Here is a 26,398-nt window from a genome sequence, read left to right as displayed (position 1 = left end):
TCCTCCCGAGGAGGTACGTCACGTGCAGCACCCGCGCAAGCACCGCAGACGCCGGGCCGCCCTCGCCGCGACCGTCGCCGTCACCGCCCTGGTCGCCGCCGGCATCACCACCATGAACGGCGCCGGAACTTCCCCCACGCTCGAACTCACTCGCGCGGGAGGGGCCCCCATGGCCGCCACCGCCCGCCAGGTCGAGAAGCTCGACCGGGGCGTGGTCAGCGTCCACACGGCCGCCGGCAACCTGGTCGGCTGGAGGTGGCTCGGCACCGACCCGAACGACGTCTCCTTCAACGTCTACCGGGCCGGCACGAAGGTCAACCCGACCCCGATCACGGGCACCACGAACTACTTCCACTCCGGCGCCCCCGAACAGGCCGACTACACCGTCCGCGCGATCGTGAACGGCGTCGAACAGGGCGATTCCGTGCACGCCGTCCAGTTCCGCCCCGGCTACAAGGACGTCCCGATCAGCCCGCCGGCCGGCGGCACGACCCCGGACGGCGTGGCGTACACCTACGAGGCCAACGACGCCTCCGTCGGCGACCTCGACGGCGACGGCGCCCTCGACATCGTCCTGAAGTGGTATCCCACCAACGCCAAGGACAACTCCCAGTCCGGCCACACCGGCAACACGGTCATCGACGGCATCAAACTCGACGGCACCCGGCTGTGGCGCATCGACCTGGGCCGCAACATCCGCTCCGGCGCGCACTACACGCAGTTCCAGGTGTACGACTACGACGGCGACGGCAAGGCCGAGGTCGCCATGAAGACCGCCGACGGCACCGTCGACGGGACGGGCGCGGTGATCGGCAGTTCGTCCGCCGACTACCGCAATTCGAGCGGGTACATCCTGTCCGGCCCCGAGTACCTGACCATGTTCAACGGGCAGACCGGCAAGGCGATGGGGACGGTCGACTACGTCCCCGCCCGGGGCACGGTCTCGTCCTGGGGCGACTCCTACGGCAACCGCGTCGACCGGTTCCTCGCGGGCACCGCGTACCTGGACGGCTCCCGCCCGTCCCTGATCATGGCCCGCGGCTACTACACCCGTACGGTCGTCGCCGCCTGGGACTGGCGAGGCGGCGCCTTCACCCGCCGCTGGACCTTCGACACCAACTCCTCCACCAACTCCGGCAAGGGGTACGACGGTCAGGGCTCGCACAGCCTGTCCGTCGGCGACGTCGACAGCGACGGCAAGGACGAGATCGTCTACGGCGCGATGGCCGTCGACGACAACGGCTCCGGCCTGTGGACGACGAAGACCGGCCACGGCGACGCCCAGCACCTGGGTGACCTGGACCCCTCGCACGCGGGCCTGGAGTACTTCAAGGTCTCCGAGTCCACGTCACAGCCTGCCGAGCTGTACATCAACCCGGCCGACGGCACGGTGAACTGGAAGCTCGCCGCCTGCTGCGACAACGGCCGCGGTGTCGCCGGCGACATCTGGGCGGGCAACGACGGCGCCGAGGTCTGGTCGGCGTCCGACTCCTCCATCCGCGACGAGGCCGGCGCCACCAAGGGCCGCGAGCCGTCCTCCGTCAACTTCCTGTCCTGGTGGGACGGCGACCCCGTCCGTGAACTCCTGGACGGCACCCACATCGACAAGTACGGCACGTCCTCCGACACCCGGCTGCTGACCGGCGCGTCGGTCCACTCCAACAACGGCACCAAGGCGACGCCGTCCCTGTCCGGCGACATCCTCGGCGACTGGCGCGAGGAGGTCATCTGGCCGACGTCGAACAACACGGCACTGCGGATCTACTCCACGCCGTACGAGACGAACACCAGGATCACGACCCTGCTGCACGACACGATGTACCGCACGGGCCTCGCATGGCAGAACACCGCCTACAACCAGCCGCCCCACCCGAGCTTCTTCATCGGCGACGGCATGGCGACGGCGCCCCGCCCGACCGTGTACACGCCCTGAGCATCGGCGACCACCTCGTCCGGCCCGGCAGCCCTGACGTCATGACGGGCTGCCAGGTTGCTTCAAGGCGCGGACTTTTTTCGGTGAGCCGTACAACCATGCAGGTTCTTCACAGGTCATTCACACGCGTACCACCGAACACCTGGGGAGAACATGCTTCACCACACCCGCATACGCCTCGCCGCCACCGCGGCCGTCGCCGTGGCCGCGATGGCCCTGACCGCCTGTGGCGCCGGCTCGGGCGACGAGATCGTCGACAAGCCCAAGGCGACCGCCTCCGCCAAGGCCGACAGCGGCAGCGACAAGGAGCCCGCCGCCGAGAAGAGCAGCGCCGCGCCCGACGTCGCCAAGGTCGGCGACACGCTCGGCCTCAAGGGCATGGAGCCGGGCAGCGAGCTCGACGTCACCGTCCTCAAGGTCGTCGACAACGCCAAGTCCAGCGACGAGTTCTTCGCCCCCGAGTCCGGCAACCGGTGGATCGGCGTGCAGTTCCAGCTCGTCAACACCGGCACCAAGGTCTACTCCGACGCTCCCATGAACGGGGCGAAGATGGCCGACGACCAGGGGCAGCAGTTCGGGACCATGATCGCCGACATCACGGCCGGCCCGTCGATGTCGTCCGACGTCCGGCTGAAGCCCGGCGGGAAGGCGCTCGGCTGGATCGTCTTCGAGGTGCCGAAGGCGTCGAAGGCGGCCACCGTCACGTTCGGCATGGACTCCGGCTTCGCCGAGCAGATCGGGGAGTGGAAGCTGTAGGAAGCACAGAGGGCGCGTACCGGCGACGGCACGCGCCCTCGGGCTCGTTCAGCTCACGGTGCAGCTCTGGTCGCCCAGCTTGAAAGCCGTCGGTTTCGTGTTCGACCCCGACCAGCTCCCCGTGAACCCGAAGCTCACGGAGGAGCCCGCCGCCACGTTGGCGTTCCAGCCGACGTTCTTCGCGGTCACCGCCGCGCCCGACTGGGTGTGGTCGGCGTTCCACGCCTGGGTGATCTTCTGGCCGTCCGCGAAGGTCCAGCCGAGGGACCAGCCGCTCCAGGCGCCGGTGCCGGTGTTGGCCAGCTGGACGTCCGCCTGGAAGCCGCCCGACCACTGGTTGGTGATCTTGTACGACACCGTGCAGGCGGCGGTCGGGGTGGGGGTGGGGTCCGTACCCCCTCCGCCGCCCCCGCCGCCGGTGTCGGAGGTGTCGCCGTAGATCACCCCGCGGCCGTTCGTGGAGACGTACACCCTGCCGTACACCCGCGGGTCACCCGTGATCGCACCGCCCGTCCAACCCCACTGGTGGGCGTCGTCGTTGATGCGGGTCCAGGTCGCGCCCTTGTCCGTCGACCGGAAGATGCCGCGTACGCCGCCGATCTTCGCGCTGGTGTACAGCGTCTGGTACGAGGCTCCCGGCGCCGCCTTGCCGAAGCCGATCGTGTCGGCCTGCTCGACGTCGGAGAGTTTCGTGAAGCTCGCGCCGCCGTCCGTCGAGTGCCACAGACCGTACGCGCCGTCCGGCGCGCCGCCCGCCAGCCACACGTCCCCCTTCGCGCCGGGCAGCGCCTTGAACCGGACGCTGTCCCCGCTCGGCAGCCCGGTCGCCGAGGACGCGGTGAAGGTCGCGCCGCCGTCCGTACTGACGTAGAACTTCCCGGACTTGAAGCCGTAGAAGACCTTCGGGTCGACCCGGTCGGATTCGACGACCGCCCCCGCCGGGATGCCGCTCGACGCGGACCAGGAGGTGCCGAAGCCGGTCGTGTACTGCACGCCCGTACCGGCGGGGCTCCACACGAACCGGCCGCCGTCCGACGCCGCCGCGACCGTACCGCCGCCGCTCACGCCCGAAGGGTCGGTCCCCGCGAACCAGTTGGCGCCGTTGTCCGTCGAGAACGCGACGTGCGGGCCGGAGTCCAGGTTGCCGACACGGACGACCGTGTTCGGGTTCGTCTCGGCGAAGTCCAGGCTGGTGGTCGTGGTGAAGGTCGGCTGCGTGAACATCGTCGACGGCACCTTGGCGAGGTCCGTGTGCCGGAAGCCGCCCACATCACCGAGGGCGCTCAGGAGCGGGGCGCCCGACGGGGGAGAGGCGAGGTCGTTGACCGCCGTCTCCTCCAGCCCCTGCACCATCGGTTTGATGGTGAACTGGCTGCCGCTGTCCCAGTTCGTGAGGTTCTCGGTGCCGTAGATCGTCGCGCCCGTGCCGTACATCATCCGTCCCGAGTCGAACGGGTCGATCTCCAGCGCCTCGGTCATCCAGCCCAGCTTCGGTGTCTGTTCGGGCGGCGACGGGTTCGCGCCCCACGTCAGCCACGGCGAGGACGAGACGTCCATCGTGTAGCGGTTCGAGCGGTTGGGATACGACGTGTACTCCCACGCCTTCGTCCAGGTGCCGCCGCTGTCCGTGGAACGGAAGATCTGCGTGTCCGGCCACCAGGAGCTGTACGCCGTGGCCATGACCGTGCCGGGCTTCTGCCGGTCGACCGTCAGCCCGCTGAAGCCGTAGTACGTGTCGGCCTCCGCCACCGGGCTGATGTCCGTCCAGGTGCCGGTCGCCGTCGCGTAGCGCCACAGCCGGCCCTTGCCACCGTCGTACGGGCCGCCCTTGTCGCTGTAGGCGAGGTAGAGATAGCCGTTCGCCGCGTCCAGCACGCCCTTGTGGGCCAGGTAGCCCGTCGGCTGTCCGGCGACCCGCGACCAGGTCGCGCCCGCGTCCGTGGACCGGTACACGGCGTTGTCCTTGTCGGCGACCCCCACGTAGATCGTCTTCGTCGCGTTCCCGGAGCTCCCCGTCGACTCGTCGAAGGTGACCCAAACGATCCCCTGGTTGTCGCTGGCGTACCCGCTGGTGTCGCTCGGGTCCTGCACGTAATTACCGACGTTGGGGAAGTCGGCGACCTGTGACCAGGTCACCCCGGAGTCCGTCGACCGCCACAACCCCTTGCCGCTGGGCGCGCCCAGATACAGCACACTGTTCTTGTTCGGGTCGACCGCGAGCCGCTCACCCATCCCACGGCCGGGCATGTTGCCGCCCAGCTTGAACGGCAGGTCCGTCTTCTGCCAGCTGGCGCCCCGGTCGGAGGAACGCATGACCGCGCCGTTCTTCGGGTCCCAGCCGTTGGTGTACGTCCCGACGGCCGCGTACACCTTGTTCGGATCGACGGAGTCGGACGCCACGCTCACCACGCCCGTGTGCCCCCAGTCGTCCCACCCCACCGAGTCCAGCAACGGCGTCCACGTCTTCGACGACTGCTGCCAGCGATAGGCGCCGCCGATGTCGGTACGGGCGTAGGCGAGGTTCTTCTCCTTGCGGTTGAAGACGATGCCGGGGACGAAACCGCCGCCGTCGATGCGGGCGTTCTTCCAGGTGTAGGTGTCGGCGGCGATCGACACCTTGGCCGGGGCATCGCCGGCGGCGAGTGCGGGCGGGGTGCCCGCGAGGAGGCCTGCGGCGAGCGCCAGTACGGCCGTAAGGATGCGGGTTCTTCGCACGGTGGGGTCCTTCCTGGAAGAGGAAAGCGCGACGACCGGGCGGCCCCCGTGCGGGTGGGGGCCGCCCGGTGGTTGGCCCCGTCGTCAGGTGACGAGGCCACGCACGCGGAGCTTTCAAGCGGTTCCGAGGAAACGCCGTGCGGGGGAGCGCCCTGAGGGGCGCGGGGAACTGCGCGACCAGCCACAACGGACCCGCAGTCAGAACACGGCCCAACCCGCGGAGCGCTTGGCGGGGACTATTCGAGAAGCTCCGCGTACGAACCCATGGCCAAGGCGATGTCCGCCTGAGCCCAGAACCGGTGATAGGTGAACGAGGGCACGGCCCCGCCCTTCAGATACGCCTCGATCTTCGACCAGGCCGGGTCGTTCTTGTAGAAGGAGCGGATCGACTCGAACGTCGACGCCGAGCTGATCGCGTCACCGTTCGGCATCGTCCCCGTCCACCCGCTCGGGATGTAGACCGCGTCGTCGAAGCGGTTGTAGTCGGCGCGGGTCTCCGGCACGGCGATGCCCAGGCTGTCCTGGTAATTGCTCCACATGCCGTCCAGCAGAGCCTTCGCCGTCGTCGCGGCAGCGCTGTCACCGGAGCGGTCGGCGTAGTACGTCAGGGTCTTGGCGTACGCGGCCGCCACACCGACGTCGTCGGTGTAGTCGGCGACGGTGACGTGAAGCCCGCTGTTGGCGCCGGGACTTGACGCGTTCCAGGTGTCGGGCTGGCCCGACCACTGGAGCGTCGACGGGATCCGGTAGGTGCCGTCCGGGTTGATGGTCGTCTGGGACAGCGCCCACTTGACCCACTTGTCGAGGATCGCCTTCGCGGAGGCGTTCCCCGTCTGCTGGTAGTACTCGGCGACCCGCTCCATCGACCACGCCTGGAAGCCGAACCACTGGTTGGACGGCGGGTCGTGGTAGACGGGCTGCTCGTCGTAGTACATGCCGTAGAACGTCGACTTCCCGGCCGGCGGGGTCGCGTAGCGGCCGGCCCAGCTGTTGGTGGCACCGCCCGCGATGGCACCCTCGTTCGACTGCAGCCAGCGGTAGAACTCCAGCTGCCGCCCGAGCGACTTGGCCCAGTCCGCCTGTCCCGTCGCCGACTTGGGCTTCAGGTCGGCGTAGGAGCTGAGCGCGTAGGCGGCCAGGGGGTTCTGGTAGCCGCTGTGGGAGTGGCTGGAGCCGATGCGCCAGGCCCAGCCGGCCGAGGTGTCGGTGGCGCCGCCCCAGGCGTAGTACCAGGACAGCAGGTACGCCGAGGCGTCCTTGCCCGTGCCGGCCGGGCAGGTGGACGGGCCGACGCAGTTGCCGATCTTCTTGAAGTACTTGTCGTACATCGCGTACCGCAGGTAGTCGCCCATCTTCGCGGCCTTGGCGACCGTCGCGGAGACGGCACTGCCCTTGCCCTGCTCGTCGGCCCACTTGTCGGCCCAGTACGCGGCCTGCACCGCACGCGCGTCGGCGTCCGGGGCGTTGGTGAACTTCCACTGCTTGGCGTACGAGGCGTCACCGGTGAAGAGGTCCAAGTACCCGTTCCTGCCGCCGTACTTGAACTGGTCGCAGGTCGGCTGCGGCACCGTCTCCCACACCGACTCCTGCGCGCCGCGCTGGAAGGTGTTGATGTACGACGGACCCGTGGCCGTCGGGCCCGCCTCGCACTTGCCGGGCTCGTTGCCGTAGCCGTAGACGTTGTCGACGTCCTGCAGCCAGTGCATGCCGTAGACATCGTCCGTACCGTATGCGCTCTTCAGCTCACCGGCGATCGGATCCGAGCCGACCGAGACCGACGTGTCGAGCTTCGCCGGGTACTCGTTCGGGGTGTCCAGCTCGGGCGCGTACGTCGCCGGCTTGGAGGCGTTGTAGAAGGAGTTCGTCGGCTGGTCGGCGTGGGTGGGGATCATGTACTTCTCCATCAGATCCCAGGCCCCGTTGAACTTCGACCAGTCACCCGTCACCTTGCCGTACATCGCCTGCAGCCACAGGAGGTAGCTGTAGGCCTCCGAGGTCGTCTCGTGGCCGTGGTCCGGAGCCTCGACGATCAGCGTCTCCACCGAGTGGTAGGGGATGCCCTCGGGCGAGAAGTAGCCGTTCGCCGGGTTGGTGATCTTGCCGTACAGCTCCAGGAAGCGGGCGTCGTACGCCTTCGTCGCCGCGATCTGGGTCACCGTCACCGAGGCCTTCGCGTGGCCGGTGGCCGTCGACTCGAAGGTCGCCGCGCCGGTGCCCGAGCTGTCGGCGGTGATGGTCACCTTCTGGGCGGTGTTCCAGTTCGACGGGGTGAAGGTGAGCGAGGCGCCACCCGTCACCGACAGGCCCGAATTGCCGCTCGTCCGGGCGGTGGTGACGGTCACGTCGGCCGACGGCTGGGTCGACAGTTTGACGTCGTACGTGGCCGTCTTGCCCTGCTGGACGGGGAGTTGCGTCGGCGAGGCCACCACGGCGGGACCCGAGGCGACCCTGATGCCGACCGGCGTCGACTCCGCGGACGCGCCCAGGCTGTCGTAGGCCTTGGCGAGCAGCGAATGACTGCCCACGGTCAAACTTGAGACCGAGAGCGAGTACGGCGCCGTCGTGTCCGTGCCCAGCAGTGTGGTGTCGTCGTAGAACTCGACCTTGCTGATGGTGGCGTTGTCCGCGGCCGCGGCGGTGGCCGCGAGGGGGACCGCGTCGCCCTGTGAGTAGACGGCGCCCGCCGCCGGGCTGGTCAGCACGGTGATGGGGGGTTGGTGGGCGCCCGTGCAGCTGGTGCCGTTGATCGCGAAGTTCGCGGGGGCGGCGTTGGTGCCGCTGTAGGTGAACTGCGCGCCGGTCGACACGGCGGCGCCGGCGGCGATCCGCCCGTTGTAGCCGGCGTCCTTCACGGTGATCGCCTGGCCGGACTGCGACCAGGTGCCGTTCCAGCCGTTGCTGAGCTTCTGGTTGCCCGCGTAGTCGTATGTCAGGGTCCAGCCGTCGATCGCGTCCGTGCCGCGGTTGGTGATCGTCAGATCCGCGGTGAAGCCGGAGCCCCAGTCATTGGTCTTGTAGTCGACACTGCACTGAAGTGCGGCTGCCTGGGCGGTAGTCGAACCCGTACTCAACATGGTGAGAGGAAGCGCCAGGACCGCGACGACGGCCGTCCACAACCGCCGTACGGCTTTGCGTCTGCGTGGGGGATGCACGTGCTGGTTCCTCCTTGCGGCTCGGAGAAGTCAAGGCTTGAACCAGTGGGAGCGCTCCCATAGTGGGGATGGGGGTGCAAGGGGTCAAGACGCTTGAAGAGTCGAAAAGATTCGACGCCGTCGGTTGAGGGAAAGTCAGCAACTCCTCTGTCCTTTACCGTCACTTGGCGCTAGCTTCATGGACACCAGTGGGAGCGATTCCATCAGTCGGCGCGTCCGTCACGGCGCGCCTGATCTGCAAGGAGTCGCTCATGCGACACCCCCCGCGTTCAGTACTTTTAGCCGTCACCGGCGCGGTCGCCCTCCTCGCGGCCGTGACGGTGCCGGTGGTCACGGCGCAGGGAGCCACGCCCGCCTGCACGGTGGAGTATTCCGTCACCGGTCAGTGGGACAGCGGCTTCCAGGGTGCCGTGGAGATCACCAACAACGCTGCCGCCGTGAGCAGTTGGAGTCTGAGTTTCGACTTCGCGGGCGGCCAGAAGGTCACCCAGGGCTGGAACGCCAAGTGGTCCCAGTCCGGTGCGACGGTGACCGCGGTCAACGAGAGCTGGAACGGCTCCCTGGGAACCGGCGCGAGCGTCAGCGCCGGGTTCATCGCCTCGTCGTCGGGGAGCAACGCCGTACCGGCGGTGTTCAAGCTCAACGGCACGACCTGTAACGCCGGCACCGAGCCGACGCCGACCGACCCGACGGATCCGCACGGTCCCGGTGACGGCACGGTGCCGGCCCTGCACGTCTTGGGGAACAAGCTCGTGGACGCCGACGGCAAGACCCGCCGCCTGCTCGGCGTCAACCGTTCCGGGGGCGAGTTCATGTGCGTCCAGGGGCGCGGCATCTTCGACGGGCCGGTCGACGACGCCGCGGTCGAGGCGATCGCCGACTGGGACGCCAACACCGTGCGCATCCCGCTGAACGAGGAGTGCTGGCTCGGCCTGTCCAACGTCAGGCCGGAGTACGGCGGCGCGAACTACATCGGTGCCGTCAAGGAGCTGGTGGCCCGGGTGAAGGCGCACGGCATGACGCCGATGCTCGAACTCCACTGGTCCTGGGGCCAGTACACCGGCAACTCCGCGGGCTGCTCCGACGTGCACGCCACCTGTCAGAAGCCGATGCCCGACATGCGGTACGCGCCGGCCTTCTGGGCGTCGGTGGCCGGCACCTTCAAGGACGACCCCACCGTCGTCTTCGACCTGTTCAACGAGCCCTACCCCGACCGCGCGACCGCCACGACCACCCAGGCGTGGCAGTGCTGGCGGGACGGCGGCACCTGTCCCGGCATCGGGTACGAGGTCGCCGGTATGCAGGATCTCGTCGACACCGTACGGGACACCGGCGCCACGAACCTCATCCTGCTCGGCGGGCTCGCGTACTCGAACGACCTGAGCCAGTGGCCGGCGTACAGGCCCACCGACCCGGCGGGCAATCTCGCCGCCGCCTGGCATGTCTACAACTTCAACACCTGCGCGAACGAGAGCTGCTGGGACTCCACGCTCGCCCCCGTCGCGGCCCAAGTGCCGCTGGTGGCCGGGGAGATCGGCGAGAACACCTGCTCGCACTCCTTCGTCGACCGCGTGATGACGTGGTTCGACGCGCGCGACCTCTCCTACCTCGGCTGGACCTGGAACACCTGGGACTGCTCGTCCGGGCCGTCCCTGATCTCGCACTACGACGGAACCCCCACGTCGTACGGCATCGGGCTGCGCGATCACCTGCGCGCCCTCGACGGATAGGACACCCCCACTCATGAGTCGTACCAGAACAGCGATGCTTGCCGCCGCGGCGCTGGTCGCCGGGGCCTCGGGGACCGCGCTCGCCGCGGATCCCGACGCGATCGGCACCGCCGCCGTGCCCTGCACCGTCGACTACAAGGTGCAGAACCAGTGGGACACCGGCTTCACCGCCGCCGTGACGGTCACCAACCAGGGCGCCGCCAAGTCGAACTGGTCGGTGAAGTGGTCGTACGCCGGGAACCAGAAGGTGACCAACGGCTGGAACGCGAAGATCAGCCAGAGCGGCACGGCCGTCACCGCGGCCAACGAGACCTACAACGGGACGCTGTCGACCGGCGGTTCGGTCAGCTTCGGCTTCCAGGCGTCCTACAGCGGCACCAACGCCGTCCCCGCCACCTTCACCCTCGACGGCGTGACCTGCAACGTCGACGACGGCAGCGGCGGCCCCACGGATCCGCCGGACCCCGACCCGACCGGCCCCAAGGCCGACAACCCCTACTCCGGCGCCAAGGTGTACGTGAACCCGGAGTGGTCCGCCAACGCCGCCGCCGAGCCGGGCGGCAGCCGCATCGCCAACCAGCCCACCGGCGTGTGGCTGGACCGGATCGCCGCGATCAACGGCGCCGGCGGCAAGATGGGCCTGCGCGCCCACCTCGACGAGGCCCTGAAGCAGAAGGGCAGCGGCGAGCTCGTCGTCCAGCTGGTGATCTACAACCTGCCGGGCCGCGACTGCTCCGCGCTCGCCTCCAACGGTGAGCTCGGGCCGACGGAGATCGACAAGTACAAGACGCAGTACATCGACCCGATCGCCGCGATCCTCGCCGATCCCAAGTACGCCTCGCTGCGGATCGTCAACACGGTCGAACTCGACTCACTGCCGAACCTGGTCACCAACGTCTCGCCGCGGGTCACCGCCACCCCGAACTGCGACACGATGAAGGCCAACGGCAACTACATCAAGGGTGTCGGCTACGCGCTGAACAAGCTCGGTGACGTCCCCAACGTCTACAACTACGTGGACGCCGGGCACCACGGCTGGCTCGGCTGGGACGACAACTTCAAGCCGAGCATCCAGACGATCAAGCAGGCGGCGACCGCCGAGGGCGCCACGGTCAACGACGTGGCCGGCTTCATCACCAACACCGCCAACTACAGCGCGCTCAAGGAGCAGTACTTCACCATCAACGACTCCGTGAACGGCAAGTCCGTGCGCGAGTCGAAGTGGGTGGACTGGAACCGCTACGTCGACGAGCTCTCCTACGCCCAGGCCTTCCGGGCGGAGGCCGTGAACCAGGGCTTCCCCTCGGGCGTCGGCATGCTGATCGACACCTCCCGCAACGGCTGGGGCGGCAGCGCCCGGCCGACCGGTCCGGGCGCCATGACGGACGTGGACACCTACGTCAACGGCGGTCGCATCGACCGGCGCATCAACACCGGCAACTGGTGCAACCAGTCCGGCGCCGGCCTCGGCGAGCGTCCGCAGGCCAGCCCGGCGGCCGGGATCGACGCCTACGTGTGGATCAAGCCCCCGGGTGAGTCGGACGGCGCCAGCAGCGCCATCCCGAACGACGAGGGCAAGGGCTTCGACCGGATGTGCGACCCGACGTACACGGGCAACCCGCGCAACAACAACAACATGTCCGGGGCCCTGCCGAACGCCCCGCTGTCCGGCCACTGGTTCTCCGCCCAGTTCCAGCAGCTGATGCAGAACGCGTACCCGCCGTTGTCCTGACCCCCTCAATCCGCGCCCGCCGGTCCCGGCCCCTCCTCCCGGGCCGGGCCCGGCGGGTCGCGACCCCCACCGCCGAGTGGTCCCCCTCTTCACCGCTCCGCCGTTTCACTGCTCCGCTTTTGCCGCTACGGCAAGGACAGTGGCCCCACGGCGGTGCGTCGGCGCACGCTGGCGGCATCCGGACGAGAGGCTGACCACCATGGCGCACGACAACCACCGGGATCACCGGCACCACCGTCACCACGATCACTCCGACATCGACTGGAACGAGATGGCCCCGCTGCTGGAGGCGCAGGCGGAGCTGTTCACGCCCCTGTACGAGCACGCCCTGGCCTGGCTGGCCAAACGACAGACGGAGCCGGGGCTGATCGTCGACGCGGGCAGCGGACCCGGAGTCTTCGCCTGTCTGCTCGCGGACACCTTCCCGGGCGCGCGAATCGTCGCCGTCGACGGTTCCGGGCCGCTGCTCGAACGCGCCCGGGCCCGGGCCGAGCGGCTCGGCGTCGCCGACCGCTTCAGCACCCTCACCGGTGAACTTCCGGACGTACTGGACGACTTGGACTACCCCGCCGATCTGCTGTGGGCGAGCCGCAGCCTGCACCACCTGGGTGACCAGCGCAGCGCCCTCGCGGCCTTCGCCGCACGCCTCACGCGCGGCGGCACGCTCGCGCTGCAGGAGGGCGGCCTCCCGGCCCGGTTCCTGCCCCGCGACCTCGGCTTCGGGCGGCCCGGGCTGCAGGCCCGTCTCGACGTCCTGGAGGAGGAGTGGTTCGCGGCGATGCGGGCGGACCTGCCCGGCTCCGTCGCCGAGACCGAGGACTGGCCCGCGCTGCTCACCGCGGCGGGCCTCCGGCCGAGCGGCACCCGTACCTTCCTGCTGGATCTGCCGGCCCCGACCACGGACCGGGCCCGTGCTTACGTCGCCGCGTCGCTGACGCGCGTCCGCGAGGGCATGGGGGACCAACTCGACGCTGAGGACCGGGAGACGCTCGACCGGCTCCTGGATCCTGACGACAAGGGGAGCGTGTACCACCGGCCGGATGTGTTCGTGCTGGCGGCGCAGACGGTGTACACGGCGGTGCGCACATAGCCGCTCCGCCGGCGGGACTTGACTTCGAGAGCTCTTCAAGTGATGGACTCCCCGTCGTCCGAACGAAACACAGGGGGATCACCATGACGGGCTCATTCGCGACCGACTCTCCGGTCGCACTCATCACCGGTGGCGGCAGCGGCATCGGCGCCGCGGTCGCGCGGCAGTTGCTGGACGCGGGACACCGGGTCACCGTCACCGGCCGCGGCGAGGCGCGGTTGCGGGGCTTCGCCGAGGAACTCGGGAATCCGGACGGCCTGCTGACGGTCGTCGGCAGCGCGGCCGAGTACGGGGACGTCCAGGCGGCCGTCGACACGACACTCAAGGCCTTCGGGCGGCTGGACACGGTCGTCGCCAACGCCGGTTTCGCCACCCACGACACGGTCGCCGAGGGCGACCCTTCCGGCTGGACCGAGATGGTGCTGACCAACGTCCTCGGCCCGGCCCTGCTGATCCGCGCCTCGATCGACGCCCTCAACGAGACCCGCGGCCGGATCGTGCTGGTGGGCAGCGTCGCCGGCTTCGTACCGGGGCCGGGCAACCTCTACGGGGCGACGAAGTGGGCGGTGACCGGGCTCGCCGAGAACACCCGGCGGCAGGTCACCGAGTGGGGGGTGGGCGTGACCCACATCGCGCCGGGCCGCGTGGAGACCCCCTTCTGGGACAGCTACGGCAGCCTGCCGCCGGGGCACCTGCTGACCGCCGACCAGATCGCCGACTCGGTCGTGTGGGCCATCCGGCAGCCCCACGGCGTCGACGTCAACACCGTCGTCGTACGGCCGCTCGGACAGCCCAACTGACGTACAGCTTCGGCTAGTTGTTACGGATGAACTCCTTCGCCAGCCGCTCTCCCAGCGAGACCGCCGCGCCGTGGCTCTCGATGGGGGAGACCTGGGAGTTCTTGAAGAGGATGTAGGTGACGCCGGAGTCCGTGCCGCCGCTGGCCGGGTCGGGATCGATGCCGAGGGCCTGGGCGGTGGCGTACGACGCCTCGCCGATGATCTTCGAGGGTCCGGTGTCGCCGACGACGGCGTACTGGACCTTGTTGTCGTAGACGACGGCGACCACGCCGCCGCCCTTGATGCCCGCGCCCGCGTAGTTCCAGATGCCGCTGGAGCTGGGTACGACGACGTAGGGCAGGGAGTCCGCCCGCAGGGGCCTGCCGTCGGACTGGTGGAACGCCGTGTCGTCCTGGAACCAGGGGTCGGTGTTCTCGTTGCACTTGTCGGTGCGCCGGCCGTCGCAGTCGATGTCCATGTCGGCCTTCCAGAAGACCGCGCCGTTCTTGCCGCACACGGGAACGGTGGCCGAGGTCTCCTCGTCGGTGCGGTACTTGCCGTTCGAGATCTGCGAGCAGGACGTCACCTTCGCGAGCAGCTCGGCCGCGCCGACCGAGCCTTCCCGCGCGGACGTCGGGCCGGTGGTGCCGGAGGCGCTCGTGGGGAGCAGCCCGGCGGCGAGCAGCGCTGCGCCGGAGGCCGCGGCGAGGGTCAGTGTTCGGATGCGCACTGTGGGGGACCCTTCTATTAGGAAAGTTTCCTATCAGGTGCCGTACAAGGTGGCCCTCTTTGCATGGACTCGTCAAGACCTCTGGCGTGACCCGCGGCGTGACCTCGGGGATTCTGCGCTGATTGCGGCGCCATGACCTCGGTAGAACACTGGACGTGCCGAAGATTTCGGATATGCGATCGGCTCCTGGGAGGTGTCATGTTCGTACGCGCCGTTTACGCGACCGGCGATCCCACGAAGATCGACACGGCCATCAGGGCAATGAACACGGAGGGGCGGGACCTGCTGGAGGACCGGCCGGGCTACCGCGGGGCAAGTGTCTTCGCGGACCGGACACTCGGAAAGCTGCTGGCGGCGAGCTGGTGGGAGACGGAGGAGGCCCGGCGCAACAGCGACGAGGTACTGCGGGAGCGGCGGGCGGCGATGCTGGAGCCGTTCGCGGGGACCCTGGCGGTCGACAACTACGAGGCCTTGGTCTTCCACCAGGCCCAGCAGCCACAGGCGGGAGGCGGACTGCGCCTCACCAGGCTGGAGCTGGACCCCATGGACGCGGACCTGCTCGCCGACACGTTCCGGGGGACGGTGGTTCCCAAGTTGGAGACGTTCTCGGGGCTGGCCAGGGCGGTTCTGCTCGTCGACCGGGAGCGGGGGCGCGGGCTGGTCGGGGTCACCTTCGTCGACCAGGCCTCCCTGGCGGCATCCCGGGCCGGCCAGGCCGCGGCCCGGCATGAAGGTGCCGCCAAGGCGCATGTGACCGTGACCGGGCTGGAGGAGTTCGAGATCGTCTTCAGCGACGTACGCGGCGACTGAGGCCGCCTGCACGCGTCCCGCCCGCCGCTCACGCAGGCGAGCGGCGGGCGGGACGGCCGTACCGGAGGGGCTCAGGCCATGTCGAACGCGGCCGGGTCCGGGCCGAGGCGCCGGTCCTCGTTCAGCGCGCTGATCGCCGCCAGGTCCTCGGTGTCCAGGCTGAAGTCGAACACCTCGATGTTCTCCTTGATCCGCGACGGCGTCACGGACTTCGGGATCACGATGTTGCCCAGCTGGAGGTGCCAGCGCAGCACGATCTGGGCCGGGGTGCGGCCGTGCTTCTGCGCGATGGCGACGATCGCCGGGACCTCCAGCAGGCCCTTGCCGGAGCCGAGCGGCGACCAGGCCTCGGTGGCGATGCCCTGCTGCGCGTGGTACTCGCGGGACGCGTGCTGCTGCAGGTGCGGGTGCAGCTCGATCTGGTTGACCGCAGGGATCACCGACGTCTCGGCGATGAGCCGCTGAAGGTGCTCCGGAAGGAAGTTGGAGACACCGATCGCCTTGATCCGGCCGTCGGCGTGGAGCTTCTCGAACGCCTTGTACGTGTCGACGTACAGGTCGCGGGACGGGGTGGGCCAGTGGATCAGGTACAGGTCCACATAGTCCAGGCCGAGCTTGTCCAGCGAGGCGTCGAAGGCGCGCAGCGTGGAGTCGTACCCCTGCTCGCTGTTCCACAGCTTGGTGGTGACGAAGACGTCCTCGCGGGGGAGGCCGGAGGCCGCGATGGCCTTGCCGGTGCCCTCTTCATTGCCGTAGATCGCCGCTGTGTCGATGCTGCGGTACCCGGCCTCCAGCGCCGTGGTGACCGCCTGCTCCGCCTCGTCGTCCGGCACCTGCCAGACGCCGAAGCCCAGCTGGGGCATCTCGACGCCGTTGTTGAGGATGATCGGGGGGACCTTGCTGCTCACGAGCTCTTGATCCTTACGGTTGTCGTCAGGTGGTACTCACCATCGTCAACGATCACGAGCCGTGATGCATTCCTGACCGGAGAATCCGCCGCGACGGAAACAGGCCGCAGGACCGAAGGGCCGGCCTCAGGCCTGGTACAGCGCCTCGACCTCGCCCGCGTAGGCGTTCTCGATCGCCTTGCGCTTCAACTTCAGTGACGGCGTGAGCAGCCCGTGCTCCTCGGTGAACGGCTGGGCGAGGATACGGAACGTACGGATCGACTCGGCCTGGGACACAAGGGTGTTGGCGGCGACGACCGCGCGGCGCACCTCGGTCTCCAGGTCGGGGTCGCGCACCAGCTGGGCCGGTGTCATCTGCGGTTTGTCGCGCATCATCAGCCAGTGCTCGACGGCCTCCTGATCGAGCGTGACCAGCGCCGCGATGTACGGGCGGTCGTTGCCGACGACGATGCACTGGGCGACCAGCGGGTGGTCGCGGACGCGCTCCTCCAGCAGGCCCGGGGAGACGCTCTTGCCGCCGGACGTGACCAGGATCTCCTTCTTGCGGCCGGTGATGGTGAGGTAGCCGTCCTCGTCGAGCGAGCCCAGGTCGCCCGTGGCGAGCCAGCCGTCGTGCAGGGCCTCGTCGGTCGCCTTCTGGTTGTTGAGGTAGCCCTGGAAGACGTTGGCGCCGTGCAGCCAGATCTCGCCGTCGTCCGCGATGTGCACGGTCATGCCCGGGATGGGCTGGCCGACGGTGCCGTAGCGGGTGCGGTAGGGCGGGTTGGCGGTCGCGGCCGCCGTGGTCTCGGTGAGGCCGTATCCCTCGTACACATGGACGCCGGCGCCCGCGAAGAACAGACCGAGGCGCCGGTCCATCGCAGAGCCGCCGGTCATCGCCTGTTTGATACGGCCACCCATCGCGGCCCGCATCTTGGAGTAGACGAGCTTGTCGAAGAGCTGGTGCTGCATGCGCAGGCCGGCCGACGGGCCGGGGCCGATGCCCCACGCCTTGGCCTCCATGGCGTCCGCGTACTTCACGGCGACCTCGACGGCCTTCTCGAAGGCGCCGGCCCGGCCCTCCTTCTCGGCCTTGCGGCGGGCGGCGTTGAAGACCTTCTCGAAGATGTACGGCACGGCGAGGAAGAACGTCGGTTTGAACGCCGCCAGGTCCGGCAGCAGGGCGGCCGCGTTCATCTGCGGCTGGTGGCCGAACCGGACCTTGCCGCGGATCGCGGCGACCTGCACCATTCGCCCGAACACGTGCGCGAGCGGCAGGAACAGCAGGGTCGCCGCCTCGTCGCCCTTCTTGGAGTGGAACACCGGCTCCCAGCGCTGGATGACGGTGTCCGTCTCGTACATGAAGTTGCCGTGCGAGATGACACAGCCCTTGGGGCGCCCCGTCGTGCCCGAGGTGTAGATGATCGTCGCCACCGAGTCGGGGGTGACCGCCTGCCGGTGCCTGTGCACCACCTCGTCGTCGAGGGGGGCGCCGGCGTCGTACAGCTCCTGCACGGCGCCCGAGTCCAGCTGCCACAGCTGGTGCAGCCGCGGCAGCCGGTCGATGACGGTGGCGATCGTCATCGCGTGGTCCTCGTGCTCCACGATCGCCGCCGAGCACTCGGCGTCGTACAGCGTCCAGAAGCACTGCTCGGCCGAGGAGGTCGGATAGATCGGGACGACCTGGGCGCCGATGGTCCACAGCGCGTAGTCGAAGAGCGTCCACTCGTACCGGGTGCGGGACATGATCGCGACCCGGTCGCCGAACCGGATGCCCCGGGCGAGCAGGCCCTTGGCCAGGGCGAGCACCTCGTCCCGGAACTCGGCGGCGGTGACGTCCCGCCACTGCCCGCTCTCGTCCTTGCGGCCGAGGGCGACATGCAGCGGATCCTCCTGGGCATGCTCGAAAACGACGTCGGCCAGGCCGCCCACGGGCGGTGCCAACGCCAACGGAGGGTTGGTGAACTCGCGCAAACCCCGCTCCCCGCTCCGATTGCCTCGCTGACGCTCCGCTCAGCGCCGTGAAAGCTACCCCACCCGCCGGTGAGGCGGGAGGGGGCCGGAAATCGACGGGTGCTCAGGTATGCACTGGTCAGCGCCGGAAAATGCGCTCACATGGGGAAGGGTCGGACAGAAAACTGACGGTTGAGTAAGTTTCGGACCCGTAATCTCCACCGAATCTGTACGACCCGATTACGCGCCGCAGACCCCGTCGATCATGTCATCCGCGGTGCGCCGTCGTCTCTTCTGTCAGCGTCCGCGTGGCCGAATCCGTCACTCCGGTCCGCTTCGCGGGCGGCCTCCTGACCAGGCCAAGCACCACAACCCCGGCCGCGATGCCCGTCGAGCCCGCAGTCACCGCGACCGAATTCAGACCGTCGGCGAAGGCGGCACGCAACGTCTCCTCGCCGAACACCCTCCGCAGCGCACCGGCGCCGCCGCCGGCCAGGACATGGGCCGCCTCCTGCGGCAGCGTGTCCCCCATCCGCGAGGTGAGCACCGTGCCGCACAGCGCGATGCCGAGCGCGTACCCGAGCTGCTGGAAGGTGTTCACCGCACCGCCCGCCATGCCCGACCGCTCCTGCGGTACGGCGGCCAGCGCGGCGCCCGCGATGCCGGGCGACACCAGCCCCACACCGACGCCCACCAGCACCAGCCCCGGTATCAGGGCGCCCGCCGTCGACCCGGCGTCCAGGACGGCCATGCAGTACTGGCCGGCGCCGATCAGCAGCAGCCCGCCCCCGACGGTGAACCGCGCCGGCACCCCGTGCAGCAGCCGCCCGCCGACCGCCGCGACCGTGAACGCCGCGAGCGACAAGCCACAGGAAGACCGCACCGCCGCGCACCGGACTCATCCCCAGCACGCTCTGCAGCCAGATCGAGGTGTACGCCATGGCCGCGAACGCCGCCGCGTTGACGGCAAGCGCCCCCACCGTCACACCGCAGAACGCGGGTCGCAGAAACAGCCGCAGGTCCAGCAGCGGATCGGCGACCCGCCGCTCCACGGCGACGAAGCAGACCAGGGCCGCGGCAGCCCCCGCGAACCACACCAGGGTCCCCGTCGCGCTCCACCCGTGACTCCCGGCCCGCACCGCCCCGTACGTCACGGCCCCCGCGAACGCCGCGAACGTCACCGTGCCCGCCCAGTCGACCCGGCGCCCGCCCGCACCCCGCGACTCCGGCACGACGCGCAGCGTCAGCCACACCGCGGCCACGCTCACCGGCAGATTGACGTAGAAGATCCACCGCCAGCCCGGCCCCTCGGTGAGCAGCCCGCCGACGATCGGTCCCACCGCGGCCGCCGCCCCGTTGACCGCACTCCACACGCCGAGCGCGATCGAGCGCCGCCTGCCCTGGTAGACGGAGCCGAGCAGCGGCAGCGTCGTGGCGAACATGGCCGCCGCGCCGACGCCCTGCAGCACCCGGGCGGCGACCAGGATCCCCGGCCCGGTCGCGAGCCCGCACAGCAGCGAAGCCCCCGCGAAGACGACGACACCGGCGACATTGACGCGCCGCCGCCCCAGCACGTCGGCCGCGGCCCCCACCCCGAGCAGCAGCGCCGCCAGCGCCAGCGCGTACCCGTCCATCACCCACTGCAGATCGCTCAGCGACGCGTCCAGCGCCCGTGCCATGTCCGGCAGCGCGACGATCGCGATCGTCACGTCGAGCAACAACATGAACGTGCCCAGGCACACCGCCGTGAGCGGCCCCCATGTGCGCATGTCCTCTCCGTCCTCCTGTGTGGGATGCGTATGCCTGCGTACGATGGCCGCCGCGCGGCCGATCACAGCCGTATCGGGCGTCTGGTCGCGGAGATCCGACAGGGGGCGCCGCCATGGAGATGGAATCCGACATCTTCGACGAGCTCGATCTGCAACTGCTCGACGCGCTCGAGGTCAACGCCCGGGCGTCCTTCGCCCGGCTCGGGGAGGTGCTCGGCGTCTCCGACCAGACCGTCGCGCGCCGCTACCGCCGGCTGTGCGCCGAGGGCGGCCTCAGGGTGGTCGCCGTACGCGACGCCGAACGCCTGGGGCAGGACCAGTGGACGCTCCGGCTGCGCTGCGTCCCGGACAGCGCCCAGGCCATCGCGGACGCGCTCGCGAAACGGCCCGACACCAACTGGATCGGCATCGCCTCCGGCGGCACCGAGGTCATCTTCGGTACGCGGCCGCGCAGCCCGGCCGACCGCGACGACCTGCTCCTCGGCAAACTCCCGCGGACCCCGCGCGTCCTGGAGATCCGGGCCCACCAGATGCTGCACCGCTTCTACGGCGGGCCATCGGGCTGGCTCAGCAAGTTCAGGGTGCTCACCGACGACCAGAAGGCCGCGTTGCGGCACGGCGTCGTCTCCTCCTCGGGGCCGGCCCGCATCGACCCGGAGGACGAGCCTCTGGTGGCCGCCCTGGAACGCGACGGACGCGCCACCTACCCGGAACTCCAGCGCGCCACCGGCCGCTCCGAGTCCTCGGTCAAGCGCCGCCTCGCCGCGCTGCTCGCGTCGGGCGCCGTGTACATGGACGTGGAGTACCACTCGGAGACCATCGGCTACCCCGTCGCCGCCGTCCTGTGGATCACCACCACCCCGGCCGCGCTGCACTCCGTGGGGGAGGCCCTGGCCAAGCACGACGAGATCGCCCACGCCGCGGCGACGGCGGGGCCGTGCAGCATCGTGGCGACGGCGGTGGTGCGGGACGCGGCGCACCTTTACGCCTACCTCAGCGGGCCGCTGGGCCGGTTGGAGGGGGTGCAGCATGTGGAGTCGTCGGTGTTCCTGCGGCGGGTGAAGCAGCTGACGTATCAGCGTTCGTCGAGGTAACAGCTTGTCGATCCGCTGCGGGCACGGTCGTGGCTGGTCGCGCGGTTCCCCGCACCCCTTGAGGGCGCTTCTAGCGCCGGTGCAATCGGTCGCCCCCCGCCAAAATCGCCGCTGCCAGCGCGTCCGCAGCACCCTGTGCGGCCGTATGGCGCCGACCGTGGACCAGTACGAAGTCCACCCGCCCCAGTTCCGGCAGCCCGAACCGCTCGGGCACTCGCGCCAGCCCCGGCGGGATGAGCCCCCGGGAGTGCGCCATCACCCCGAGCCCCGCCCGAGCCGCCGCGATCAGCCCGTTGAGGCTGCCGCTCGTGCACACGATCCGCCACTCGCGTCCCTGCCGCTCCAGCGCCTCCAGTGCAAGCGCCCGTGTGATGCCCGGCGGCGGATAGACAATCAACGGCACCGGACGTTCCGCCTCCGGGCGGAGCCTCTCCGCGCCGATCCACACCAGCCGGTCGTGCCACACCAGCTCGCCCCGGGGATCCTCGGGCCGCCGCTTGGCCAGTACCAGGTCGAGCTTCCCGGCGGCCAGCTGCTCGTGCAGGGTGCCCGAGAGCTCGACCGTCAGCTCCAGGTCGACCTCGGGGTGGTCGTAGCGGAAGCCCTCCAGGATCTCCGGCAGACGGGTCAGGACGAAGTCCTCGGAGGCGCCGAAGCGGAGCCGGCCGCGCAGCCGAGTGCCGGTGAAGAACGCCGTCGCCTGCTCGTGCACGTCCAGGATCCGGCGGGCGAAGCCGAGCATCGCCTCACCGTCCTCGGTCAGCTCCACGGAGTGCGTGTCCCGGCTGAACAGCGGCCGCCCGGTGGCGTCCTCCAGACGCCGTACGTGCTGGCTGACGGTCGACTGGCGCAGACCGAGCCGCCGGGCGGCCTGGGTGAAGCTCAGCGTCTGGGCCACCGCGAGGAACGTACGCAGATGGGACGGGTCGTACACGCCCGCCAGACTACCCCGCGGTCATCGCGAAACGTGATGACAGTCAGAGTGGTATGCCGGATTCCCGATCGCTGGTCGCCGGAGGACGATGGAGAGGGCACGTCCGTGCCCTCAGCCGGAAGTTCAGCGATGCGACAACGAACGACAGCGAAGTAGTGGAGCACAGTGAAACGCCTGCAATGGCCCCGTTGGATGCCGATCGACCCGTACATCCTGCTGCTGCTCGGGACCGTGGGCCTCGCGGCCCTCTTCCCGGCGCGCGGGACGGCCTCCGACGTGGCGTCCGGTGCCTCCACGGCCGCGATCGCCTTCCTGTTCTTCCTCTACGGCGCCCGGCTGTCCACCCGTGAGGCGGTGGACGGGCTGAAGCACTGGCGGCTCCACGTCACGGTGCTGGCCTGCACCTTCGTCGTCTTCCCGCTGCTGGGTCTGGCCGCCCGCGGTCTGGTCCCGGTGTTCCTGACCCATCCGCTCTACCAGGGCCTGCTCTTCCTCACCCTCGTCCCGTCCACCATCCAGTCGTCGATCGCCTTCACCTCGATGGCCCGCGGCAACGTGCCCGCCGCGATCTGCGCGGGCTCCTTCTCCTCACTCGTCGGCATCGTCGTCACCCCGCTGCTCGCGGCCTCCCTCCTGGGCGGCAGCGGGGGCGGCTTCTCCGCCGACTCGGTGCTGAAGATCGTGCTGCAGCTGCTGGTGCCGTTCCTCGCCGGGCAGGTGCTGCGCCGCTGGATCGGCGCCTTCGTCGCCCGGCACAAGAAGGCCCTCGGGCTCGTGGACCGCGGCTCGATCCTGCTGGTCGTCTACACCGCGTTCAGTGAGGGCATGGTCCAGGGCATCTGGCACCAGGTGAGCCCGGTCCGGCTGGCCGGTCTGCTCGCCGTCGAGGCCGTGCTGCTGGCCGTGATGCTCGCCCTGACCTGGTACGGCGCCAAGGCGCTGCGCTTCGGCCGCGAGGACCGCATCGCGATCCAGTTCGCCGGCTCCAAGAAGTCGCTCGCCTCCGGTCTGCCCATGGCGAGCGTCCTGTTCGGCGCGCACGCCTCGCTGGCCGTGCTGCCGTTGATGCTCTTCCACCAGATGCAGCTGATGGTGTGCGCGGTCATCGCCAAGCGCCGCTCCCGCGACGCCGAGGCCCGCGACGCCGAAGGGGGCGCCCCCGACCCGGTCACCGCGCAGGCGCCAGCCGAAGCGTCACGAACCGCGGTCGGTACAGGGACACGTTCCGGTTGAGCTGCGCCGCGGCGCCGGCCGTCTCCAGCCAGTTGACGTCGTAGCTCAGGACGAGGCGTCCGTCGTCGCTCAGCTCGGGGTGGGCCTGCGGGTTGTAGGCGGCGACCTGCCCGCCCCGCGGCAGCGACGGGCTGAAGTCCTTCGTCGGCCCGTGCCAGGGACCGGTGGGGGAGCAGGCCCAGTACGACGTCACGGTCGTCAGCCCCTCGGTCCCCGCGGCCATCGTGAACAGCACGTACGTCCCGTGCGTCCGCACCACCGAGAACGCGCTGCCCACTCCGGTGCGCTGCCCGTCCCCCAGCACCGCACGCGGCCGGGCGCCCGCCCCGGCCCAAGCGGAGCCGTTCCAGTACTGCCAGGCTCCGGGCTCGGCGAGCCTGCCCTCCGGCACACGCGCGACGTACGCCCGCGAGGCGGGCTGCGACGCGGCCTGGCGGTCGTCACCCCCGAAGACGTACGTCCAGCCTCCCTCCTCGACCAGCGTCGTGCCGAACAGGACCCGCCGGGAGGGATCGGGCACGAGCTGCTGGTCGAGAACCTTCTGCACCGACTCCACCCGCAGGTCGGGCAGCGAGAGAGTGGCTACCTCGGTAGCCGTCGGCACACCGTAGATCCAGGGGGCCTGCCCGGCCGTGCGCACCCACAGCAGCACCCGGACGACCTGCTCGGAGGAGCCGGGGGAGCGGGGCTCGACGCGGGCCGCGACCGGCCAGCGCCACTGGTTCGGGGCTGGGTCGGGAAAGAGTGGGGCGGGCAGGGTGCTCTCCAGGCGTCCGTCGCGCATGACGACCGCCGAGTTGCGCACCAGGGGGGCGGTCGCCTCCCGCCAGGTGGAGGACTCGCCGTAGGGGTTGGGCGGGGGGTGCACCCGGCCCAGGTAGGTGTCCGAGAACAGCCACAGCAGGCGCCCGTCCGGCAGCCGCACCGAGTGCGTGCCGTCCCCGCCGGTCCAGTCGTCGCTGCGGGCGGGGTCGTCGCCGTAGCGGGCGAACTCGGCGGTGAGACCGGCGTCGGCCGACCAGGACGCGACCCTCCGCGGTGCGCACGCGTCACCGCCCTCCCGTTCGCCGTCGTCCGGGAGGGCGGTGAGCAGCACGGCCGCCAGCACCAGGGCCAGCAGGAGTCCGAGGCCGGCTCCGGTGCGCTGCCGTGCTCGTGCGTCGTCGGGCACGGCAGGGACGTTAGTGGCCTCAGCGCACCTGGTCCATGGGCAGCCACAGGACGGTGTCGCCGGTGGCCGAAGTCCTGCGGCCGGTGACCTGTGCCGCGGCCTTGACCTCGGCGTCGCCGAGCGCCCGGTTCCACACGTGGACGTCGTCGATCGCGCCGGTGAAAAAGGCCCGGCTGTCCATGCGCTGGCCGACGTGCACTCCGAACGGCGAGTTGCGGCTGACCGAGCCCGCCACGTCAGCGGTGCTGATCGCCTCGCCGTCCAGGAAGAGCGTCAGCTGCCCGCCGCCCCGCCGCAGGGCCAGGTGGTGCCACTGCCCGTCGTTGCGGGCGCCGTTGAACCACACGGCCGCGGTGCGCACGGTCCGGAACCCTTCCCGGGTGGTGATCAGGGCGCGCACCCGGTCGTTGTCGGGCTCGCCGCGCAGCCAGATCTGCGGCTGGGTGCTGCCGATCCCGCCCATCCACAGGAACGGCTGCTCGCCCGAGGCGGCGGAGTAGCGGAAGAACAGCGATGCCGTGAACTCCCCCGTACCGAGCGGGAGTCGGGAGCGGTACGGCAGCCGCACCGCGTCGTCGGTGCCGTCGAACTCCAGGGCGTTGCCGAACACGCCGTCCGTCGTGTGCGCGCCGCCGAGAACGGTCGCCCGGGGGGCGCTCGGGGCGAGGTCGGGGGTGGTCGGGTCGGGGGCGCGGCGTGGGCCGAGCCAGGCCTCGTTGAAGCGGGCGAAGCGGATCTCGTCGCGTGCGTCGACGGCGCCGCCCTCGTACATCAGGCCCACCGTGGACGTGTCGATGCCCACCATGTCGGAGTAGCCCGACCAGTCCGTGGTGACGACCTTGCCGCGGTCCACGCTCTCCCAGGTCGCGCCGCTGTCGTAGGAGGAGCGGACCATCATGGTCCGGCGGCGGTCGGGGTCGGCGGGGGCGGACAGCAGTATCCGGCTGCCCATCCGCAGCGTGGCGCCCTGCACCTGGGGCGTGTAGAGGTCCGGCAGGCCACGGAACGGGCCGGTGAAGCTGTCGCCGCCGTCACGGCTGTACGTCTGGGAGCGGTGGCCGAGGTCCGTGCCGTCCTGTTCCCGGCCGCTGATGAGGATCGTGCCGTCCGCACGCTCGGTGAGCGTCACCTCGGACGGCTTCTGCCGGAAGGTGCCGTCGGCGGCGGCGATGGGCCAGGAGTCGGTGGCGCCGGCCCGCCAGGTGTCGCCGCCGTCGTCGCTGACGATGAGCGCGGCATGGTTGGCGGTGACCCGACCGCCGTCCCAGGTCTCGGTGTTGACGCCGAAGACGAGGCGTCCGGCGTGCTTGCCCTTGGTGAGCTGGATGCCGTGCACGGGACCGGTGGCGTACCAGGAGTTCCAGTCGGCGGGCAGTATCTGGTCGCTCAGATCGCGCGGTGCGGACCAGGTCCGGCCGTCGTCGTCGCTGTACTGCAGATGCGGGGTGCGATCACACGGGACGGAACAACTCCCGCTGTCCGTACGGCCCGTGTTGTACGTCTCCGCCAGCAGGATGCGGCCGGTTTCGCGGTCCACGACCGGCGCCGGGTTGCCGTGCGTGTCGCCGCCGCCGTCGTTGACGACCTGGAGCGGCCCCCAGGTGCGGCCGCCGTCCGTGGACCGCTTGAGGACGATGTCGATGTCGGCGGCGTCACCGCAGTTGAGTACCCGCCCCTCGGCGAACGCCAGCAACGTGCCGTCCTTGCTCTTGACGATCGCGGGGATGCGGAAGCAGGCGTAGCCGGTCTCCTGATCGGCCCTGAACAGCACCTGCTGCTCGAACAAGGGCGTCCGGGCGCTCGGTTGGGAATCGGCAGGACTTGCCGGACTCAACGCCGCGGCCGTCGCCGAAGTGGCGACGGCCGCAACGAGAACAGCTCTGAGACGTGCGCGAACTCTTGATGGCATGGTGCGGCCCGCCCTTCGTCG

The 26,398-nt window shown here is 70.1% G+C and carries 17 protein-coding genes and 1 pseudogene; 9 read left to right on the top strand and 9 right to left on the bottom strand.

Annotated features, from left to right (window positions below; all coding sequences use genetic code 11):
* Positions 1-22 precede the first annotated feature (22 nt).
* Complete coding sequence (locus ACIBU0_RS24845; protein WP_398821922.1) at positions 23-1,933, top strand: rhamnogalacturonan lyase; 1,911 nt, start codon at positions 23-25, stop codon at positions 1,931-1,933.
* A 153-nt stretch (positions 1,934-2,086) separates the two neighbouring features.
* Positions 2,087-2,689 (top strand): DUF4352 domain-containing protein, encoded by a 603-nt coding sequence (locus ACIBU0_RS24840; RefSeq protein WP_398821920.1) that lies wholly within the window; start codon positions 2,087-2,089, stop codon positions 2,687-2,689.
* Positions 2,690-2,737: 48 nt separating this feature from the next.
* On the opposite strand, the gene ACIBU0_RS24835 is transcribed toward ACIBU0_RS24840, so the two are convergent.
* Together ACIBU0_RS24835 and ACIBU0_RS24830 are read right to left on the bottom strand one after the other, a co-directional pair.
* Positions 2,738-5,404: a cellulose binding domain-containing protein gene (locus tag ACIBU0_RS24835; protein ID WP_398821918.1), complete on the bottom strand. Its 2,667-nt coding sequence runs from the start codon at positions 5,402-5,404 to the stop codon at positions 2,738-2,740.
* 236 nt (positions 5,405-5,640) lie between these two features.
* Positions 5,641-8,556, bottom strand: a complete 2,916-nt coding sequence (locus ACIBU0_RS24830; protein ID WP_398821916.1) for a glycoside hydrolase family 48 protein — start codon at positions 8,554-8,556, stop codon at positions 5,641-5,643.
* 251 nt (positions 8,557-8,807) lie between these two features.
* Here ACIBU0_RS24830 and ACIBU0_RS24825 point away from each other — a divergent pair, with 251 nt between their 5' ends.
* The 4 genes from ACIBU0_RS24825 to ACIBU0_RS24810 all read left to right on the top strand — a co-directional run bounded on the left by ACIBU0_RS24825 (position 8,808) and on the right by ACIBU0_RS24810 (position 13,908).
* Positions 8,808-10,286 carry a cellulose binding domain-containing protein gene (locus ACIBU0_RS24825; protein ID WP_398821914.1) on the top strand — a complete coding sequence of 493 codons (1,479 nt, stop codon included), beginning with the start codon at positions 8,808-8,810 and terminating at the stop codon, positions 10,284-10,286.
* A 13-nt stretch (positions 10,287-10,299) separates the two neighbouring features.
* Positions 10,300-12,018 carry a glycoside hydrolase family 6 protein gene (locus tag ACIBU0_RS24820; RefSeq protein WP_398821912.1) on the top strand — a complete coding sequence of 573 codons (1,719 nt, stop codon included), beginning with the start codon at positions 10,300-10,302 and terminating at the stop codon, positions 12,016-12,018.
* Positions 12,019-12,217: 199 nt separating this feature from the next.
* Positions 12,218-13,108 (top strand): class I SAM-dependent methyltransferase, encoded by an 891-nt coding sequence (locus ACIBU0_RS24815; protein WP_398821910.1) that lies wholly within the window; start codon positions 12,218-12,220, stop codon positions 13,106-13,108.
* Positions 13,109-13,191: 83 nt separating this feature from the next.
* Complete coding sequence (locus ACIBU0_RS24810; protein WP_398821908.1) at positions 13,192-13,908, top strand: SDR family oxidoreductase; 717 nt, start codon at positions 13,192-13,194, stop codon at positions 13,906-13,908.
* 13 nt (positions 13,909-13,921) lie between these two features.
* Here ACIBU0_RS24810 and ACIBU0_RS24805 read toward each other — a convergent pair whose 3' ends face one another.
* Positions 13,922-14,617, bottom strand: coding sequence for a glycoside hydrolase family 75 protein (locus tag ACIBU0_RS24805; protein ID WP_398821906.1), 696 nt, complete (start codon positions 14,615-14,617; stop codon positions 13,922-13,924).
* Positions 14,618-14,815: 198 nt separating this feature from the next.
* Between ACIBU0_RS24805 and ACIBU0_RS24800 the strand changes: the two genes are divergently transcribed.
* Entirely contained in the window at positions 14,816-15,427 is a 612-nt protein-coding gene (locus ACIBU0_RS24800) for a hypothetical protein (protein WP_398821904.1), read from the top strand.
* A 71-nt stretch (positions 15,428-15,498) separates the two neighbouring features.
* Here the strand turns inward: ACIBU0_RS24800 and ACIBU0_RS24795 are convergent, their stop codons facing one another.
* The 3 genes and pseudogenes from ACIBU0_RS24795 to ACIBU0_RS24785 form a co-directional block, all read right to left on the bottom strand.
* A complete protein-coding gene (locus tag ACIBU0_RS24795; protein WP_398821902.1) occupies positions 15,499-16,335 on the bottom strand; it encodes an aldo/keto reductase in 837 nt (278 codons plus the stop codon).
* Positions 16,336-16,461: 126 nt separating this feature from the next.
* Positions 16,462-18,288 (bottom strand): AMP-dependent synthetase/ligase, encoded by a 1,827-nt coding sequence (locus tag ACIBU0_RS24790; RefSeq protein ID WP_398821900.1) that lies wholly within the window; start codon positions 18,286-18,288, stop codon positions 16,462-16,464.
* A gap of 247 nt (positions 18,289-18,535) precedes the next feature.
* Positions 18,536-20,036: pseudogene (locus ACIBU0_RS24785) on the bottom strand (MFS transporter).
* A 113-nt stretch (positions 20,037-20,149) separates the two neighbouring features.
* Between ACIBU0_RS24785 and ACIBU0_RS24780 the strand changes: the two are divergent.
* A complete protein-coding gene (locus ACIBU0_RS24780; protein ID WP_398821898.1) occupies positions 20,150-21,130 on the top strand; it encodes an Lrp/AsnC family transcriptional regulator in 981 nt (326 codons plus the stop codon).
* A gap of 70 nt (positions 21,131-21,200) precedes the next feature.
* Here ACIBU0_RS24780 and ACIBU0_RS24775 read toward each other — a convergent pair whose 3' ends face one another.
* Positions 21,201-22,064 (bottom strand): LysR substrate-binding domain-containing protein, encoded by an 864-nt coding sequence (locus ACIBU0_RS24775; RefSeq protein WP_398821896.1) that lies wholly within the window; start codon positions 22,062-22,064, stop codon positions 21,201-21,203.
* A 192-nt stretch (positions 22,065-22,256) separates the two neighbouring features.
* Between ACIBU0_RS24775 and ACIBU0_RS24770 the strand changes: the two genes are divergently transcribed.
* Positions 22,257-23,297, top strand: coding sequence for a bile acid:sodium symporter family protein (locus ACIBU0_RS24770; RefSeq protein ID WP_398821894.1), 1,041 nt, complete (start codon positions 22,257-22,259; stop codon positions 23,295-23,297).
* Here the strand turns inward: ACIBU0_RS24770 and ACIBU0_RS24765 are convergent.
* Both ACIBU0_RS24765 and ACIBU0_RS24760 read right to left on the bottom strand, forming a co-directional pair.
* Positions 23,233-24,468, bottom strand: a complete 1,236-nt coding sequence (locus ACIBU0_RS24765) for a DUF4185 domain-containing protein (RefSeq protein ID WP_398821892.1) — start codon at positions 24,466-24,468, stop codon at positions 23,233-23,235. The two genes, ACIBU0_RS24770 and ACIBU0_RS24765, sit on opposite strands and share 65 nt — an antisense overlap.
* A 19-nt stretch (positions 24,469-24,487) precedes the next feature.
* On the bottom strand, positions 24,488-26,377 hold the full coding sequence (locus tag ACIBU0_RS24760; protein ID WP_398821890.1) for an exo-alpha-sialidase: 1,890 nt from the start codon (positions 26,375-26,377) through the stop codon (positions 24,488-24,490).
* Positions 26,378-26,398: the final 21 nt, after the last annotated feature.

The organism is Streptomyces sp. NPDC049627 (genome assembly GCF_044465645.1).
Classification (GTDB): Bacteria; Actinomycetota; Actinomycetes; order Streptomycetales; family Streptomycetaceae; genus Streptomyces.
This window is presented reverse-complemented; position numbering and strand designations above follow the sequence as displayed.

Coding starts and splice junctions, on each gene's coding strand:
- ACIBU0_RS24840 (WP_398821920.1), top strand. CDS start 2,087: ATGCTTCACCACACCCGCATACGCCTCGCCGCCACCGCGGCCGTCGCC.
- ACIBU0_RS24825 (WP_398821914.1), top strand. CDS start 8,808: ATGCGACACCCCCCGCGTTCAGTACTTTTAGCCGTCACCGGCGCGGTC.
- ACIBU0_RS24820 (WP_398821912.1), top strand. CDS start 10,300: ATGAGTCGTACCAGAACAGCGATGCTTGCCGCCGCGGCGCTGGTCGCC.
- ACIBU0_RS24815 (WP_398821910.1), top strand. CDS start 12,218: ATGGCGCACGACAACCACCGGGATCACCGGCACCACCGTCACCACGAT.
- ACIBU0_RS24810 (WP_398821908.1), top strand. CDS start 13,192: ATGACGGGCTCATTCGCGACCGACTCTCCGGTCGCACTCATCACCGGT.
- ACIBU0_RS24800 (WP_398821904.1), top strand. CDS start 14,816: ATGTTCGTACGCGCCGTTTACGCGACCGGCGATCCCACGAAGATCGAC.
- ACIBU0_RS24780 (WP_398821898.1), top strand. CDS start 20,150: ATGGAGATGGAATCCGACATCTTCGACGAGCTCGATCTGCAACTGCTC.
- ACIBU0_RS24770 (WP_398821894.1), top strand. CDS start 22,257: ATGCCGATCGACCCGTACATCCTGCTGCTGCTCGGGACCGTGGGCCTC.
- ACIBU0_RS24760 (WP_398821890.1), bottom strand. CDS start 26,377: ATGCCATCAAGAGTTCGCGCACGTCTCAGAGCTGTTCTCGTTGCGGCC.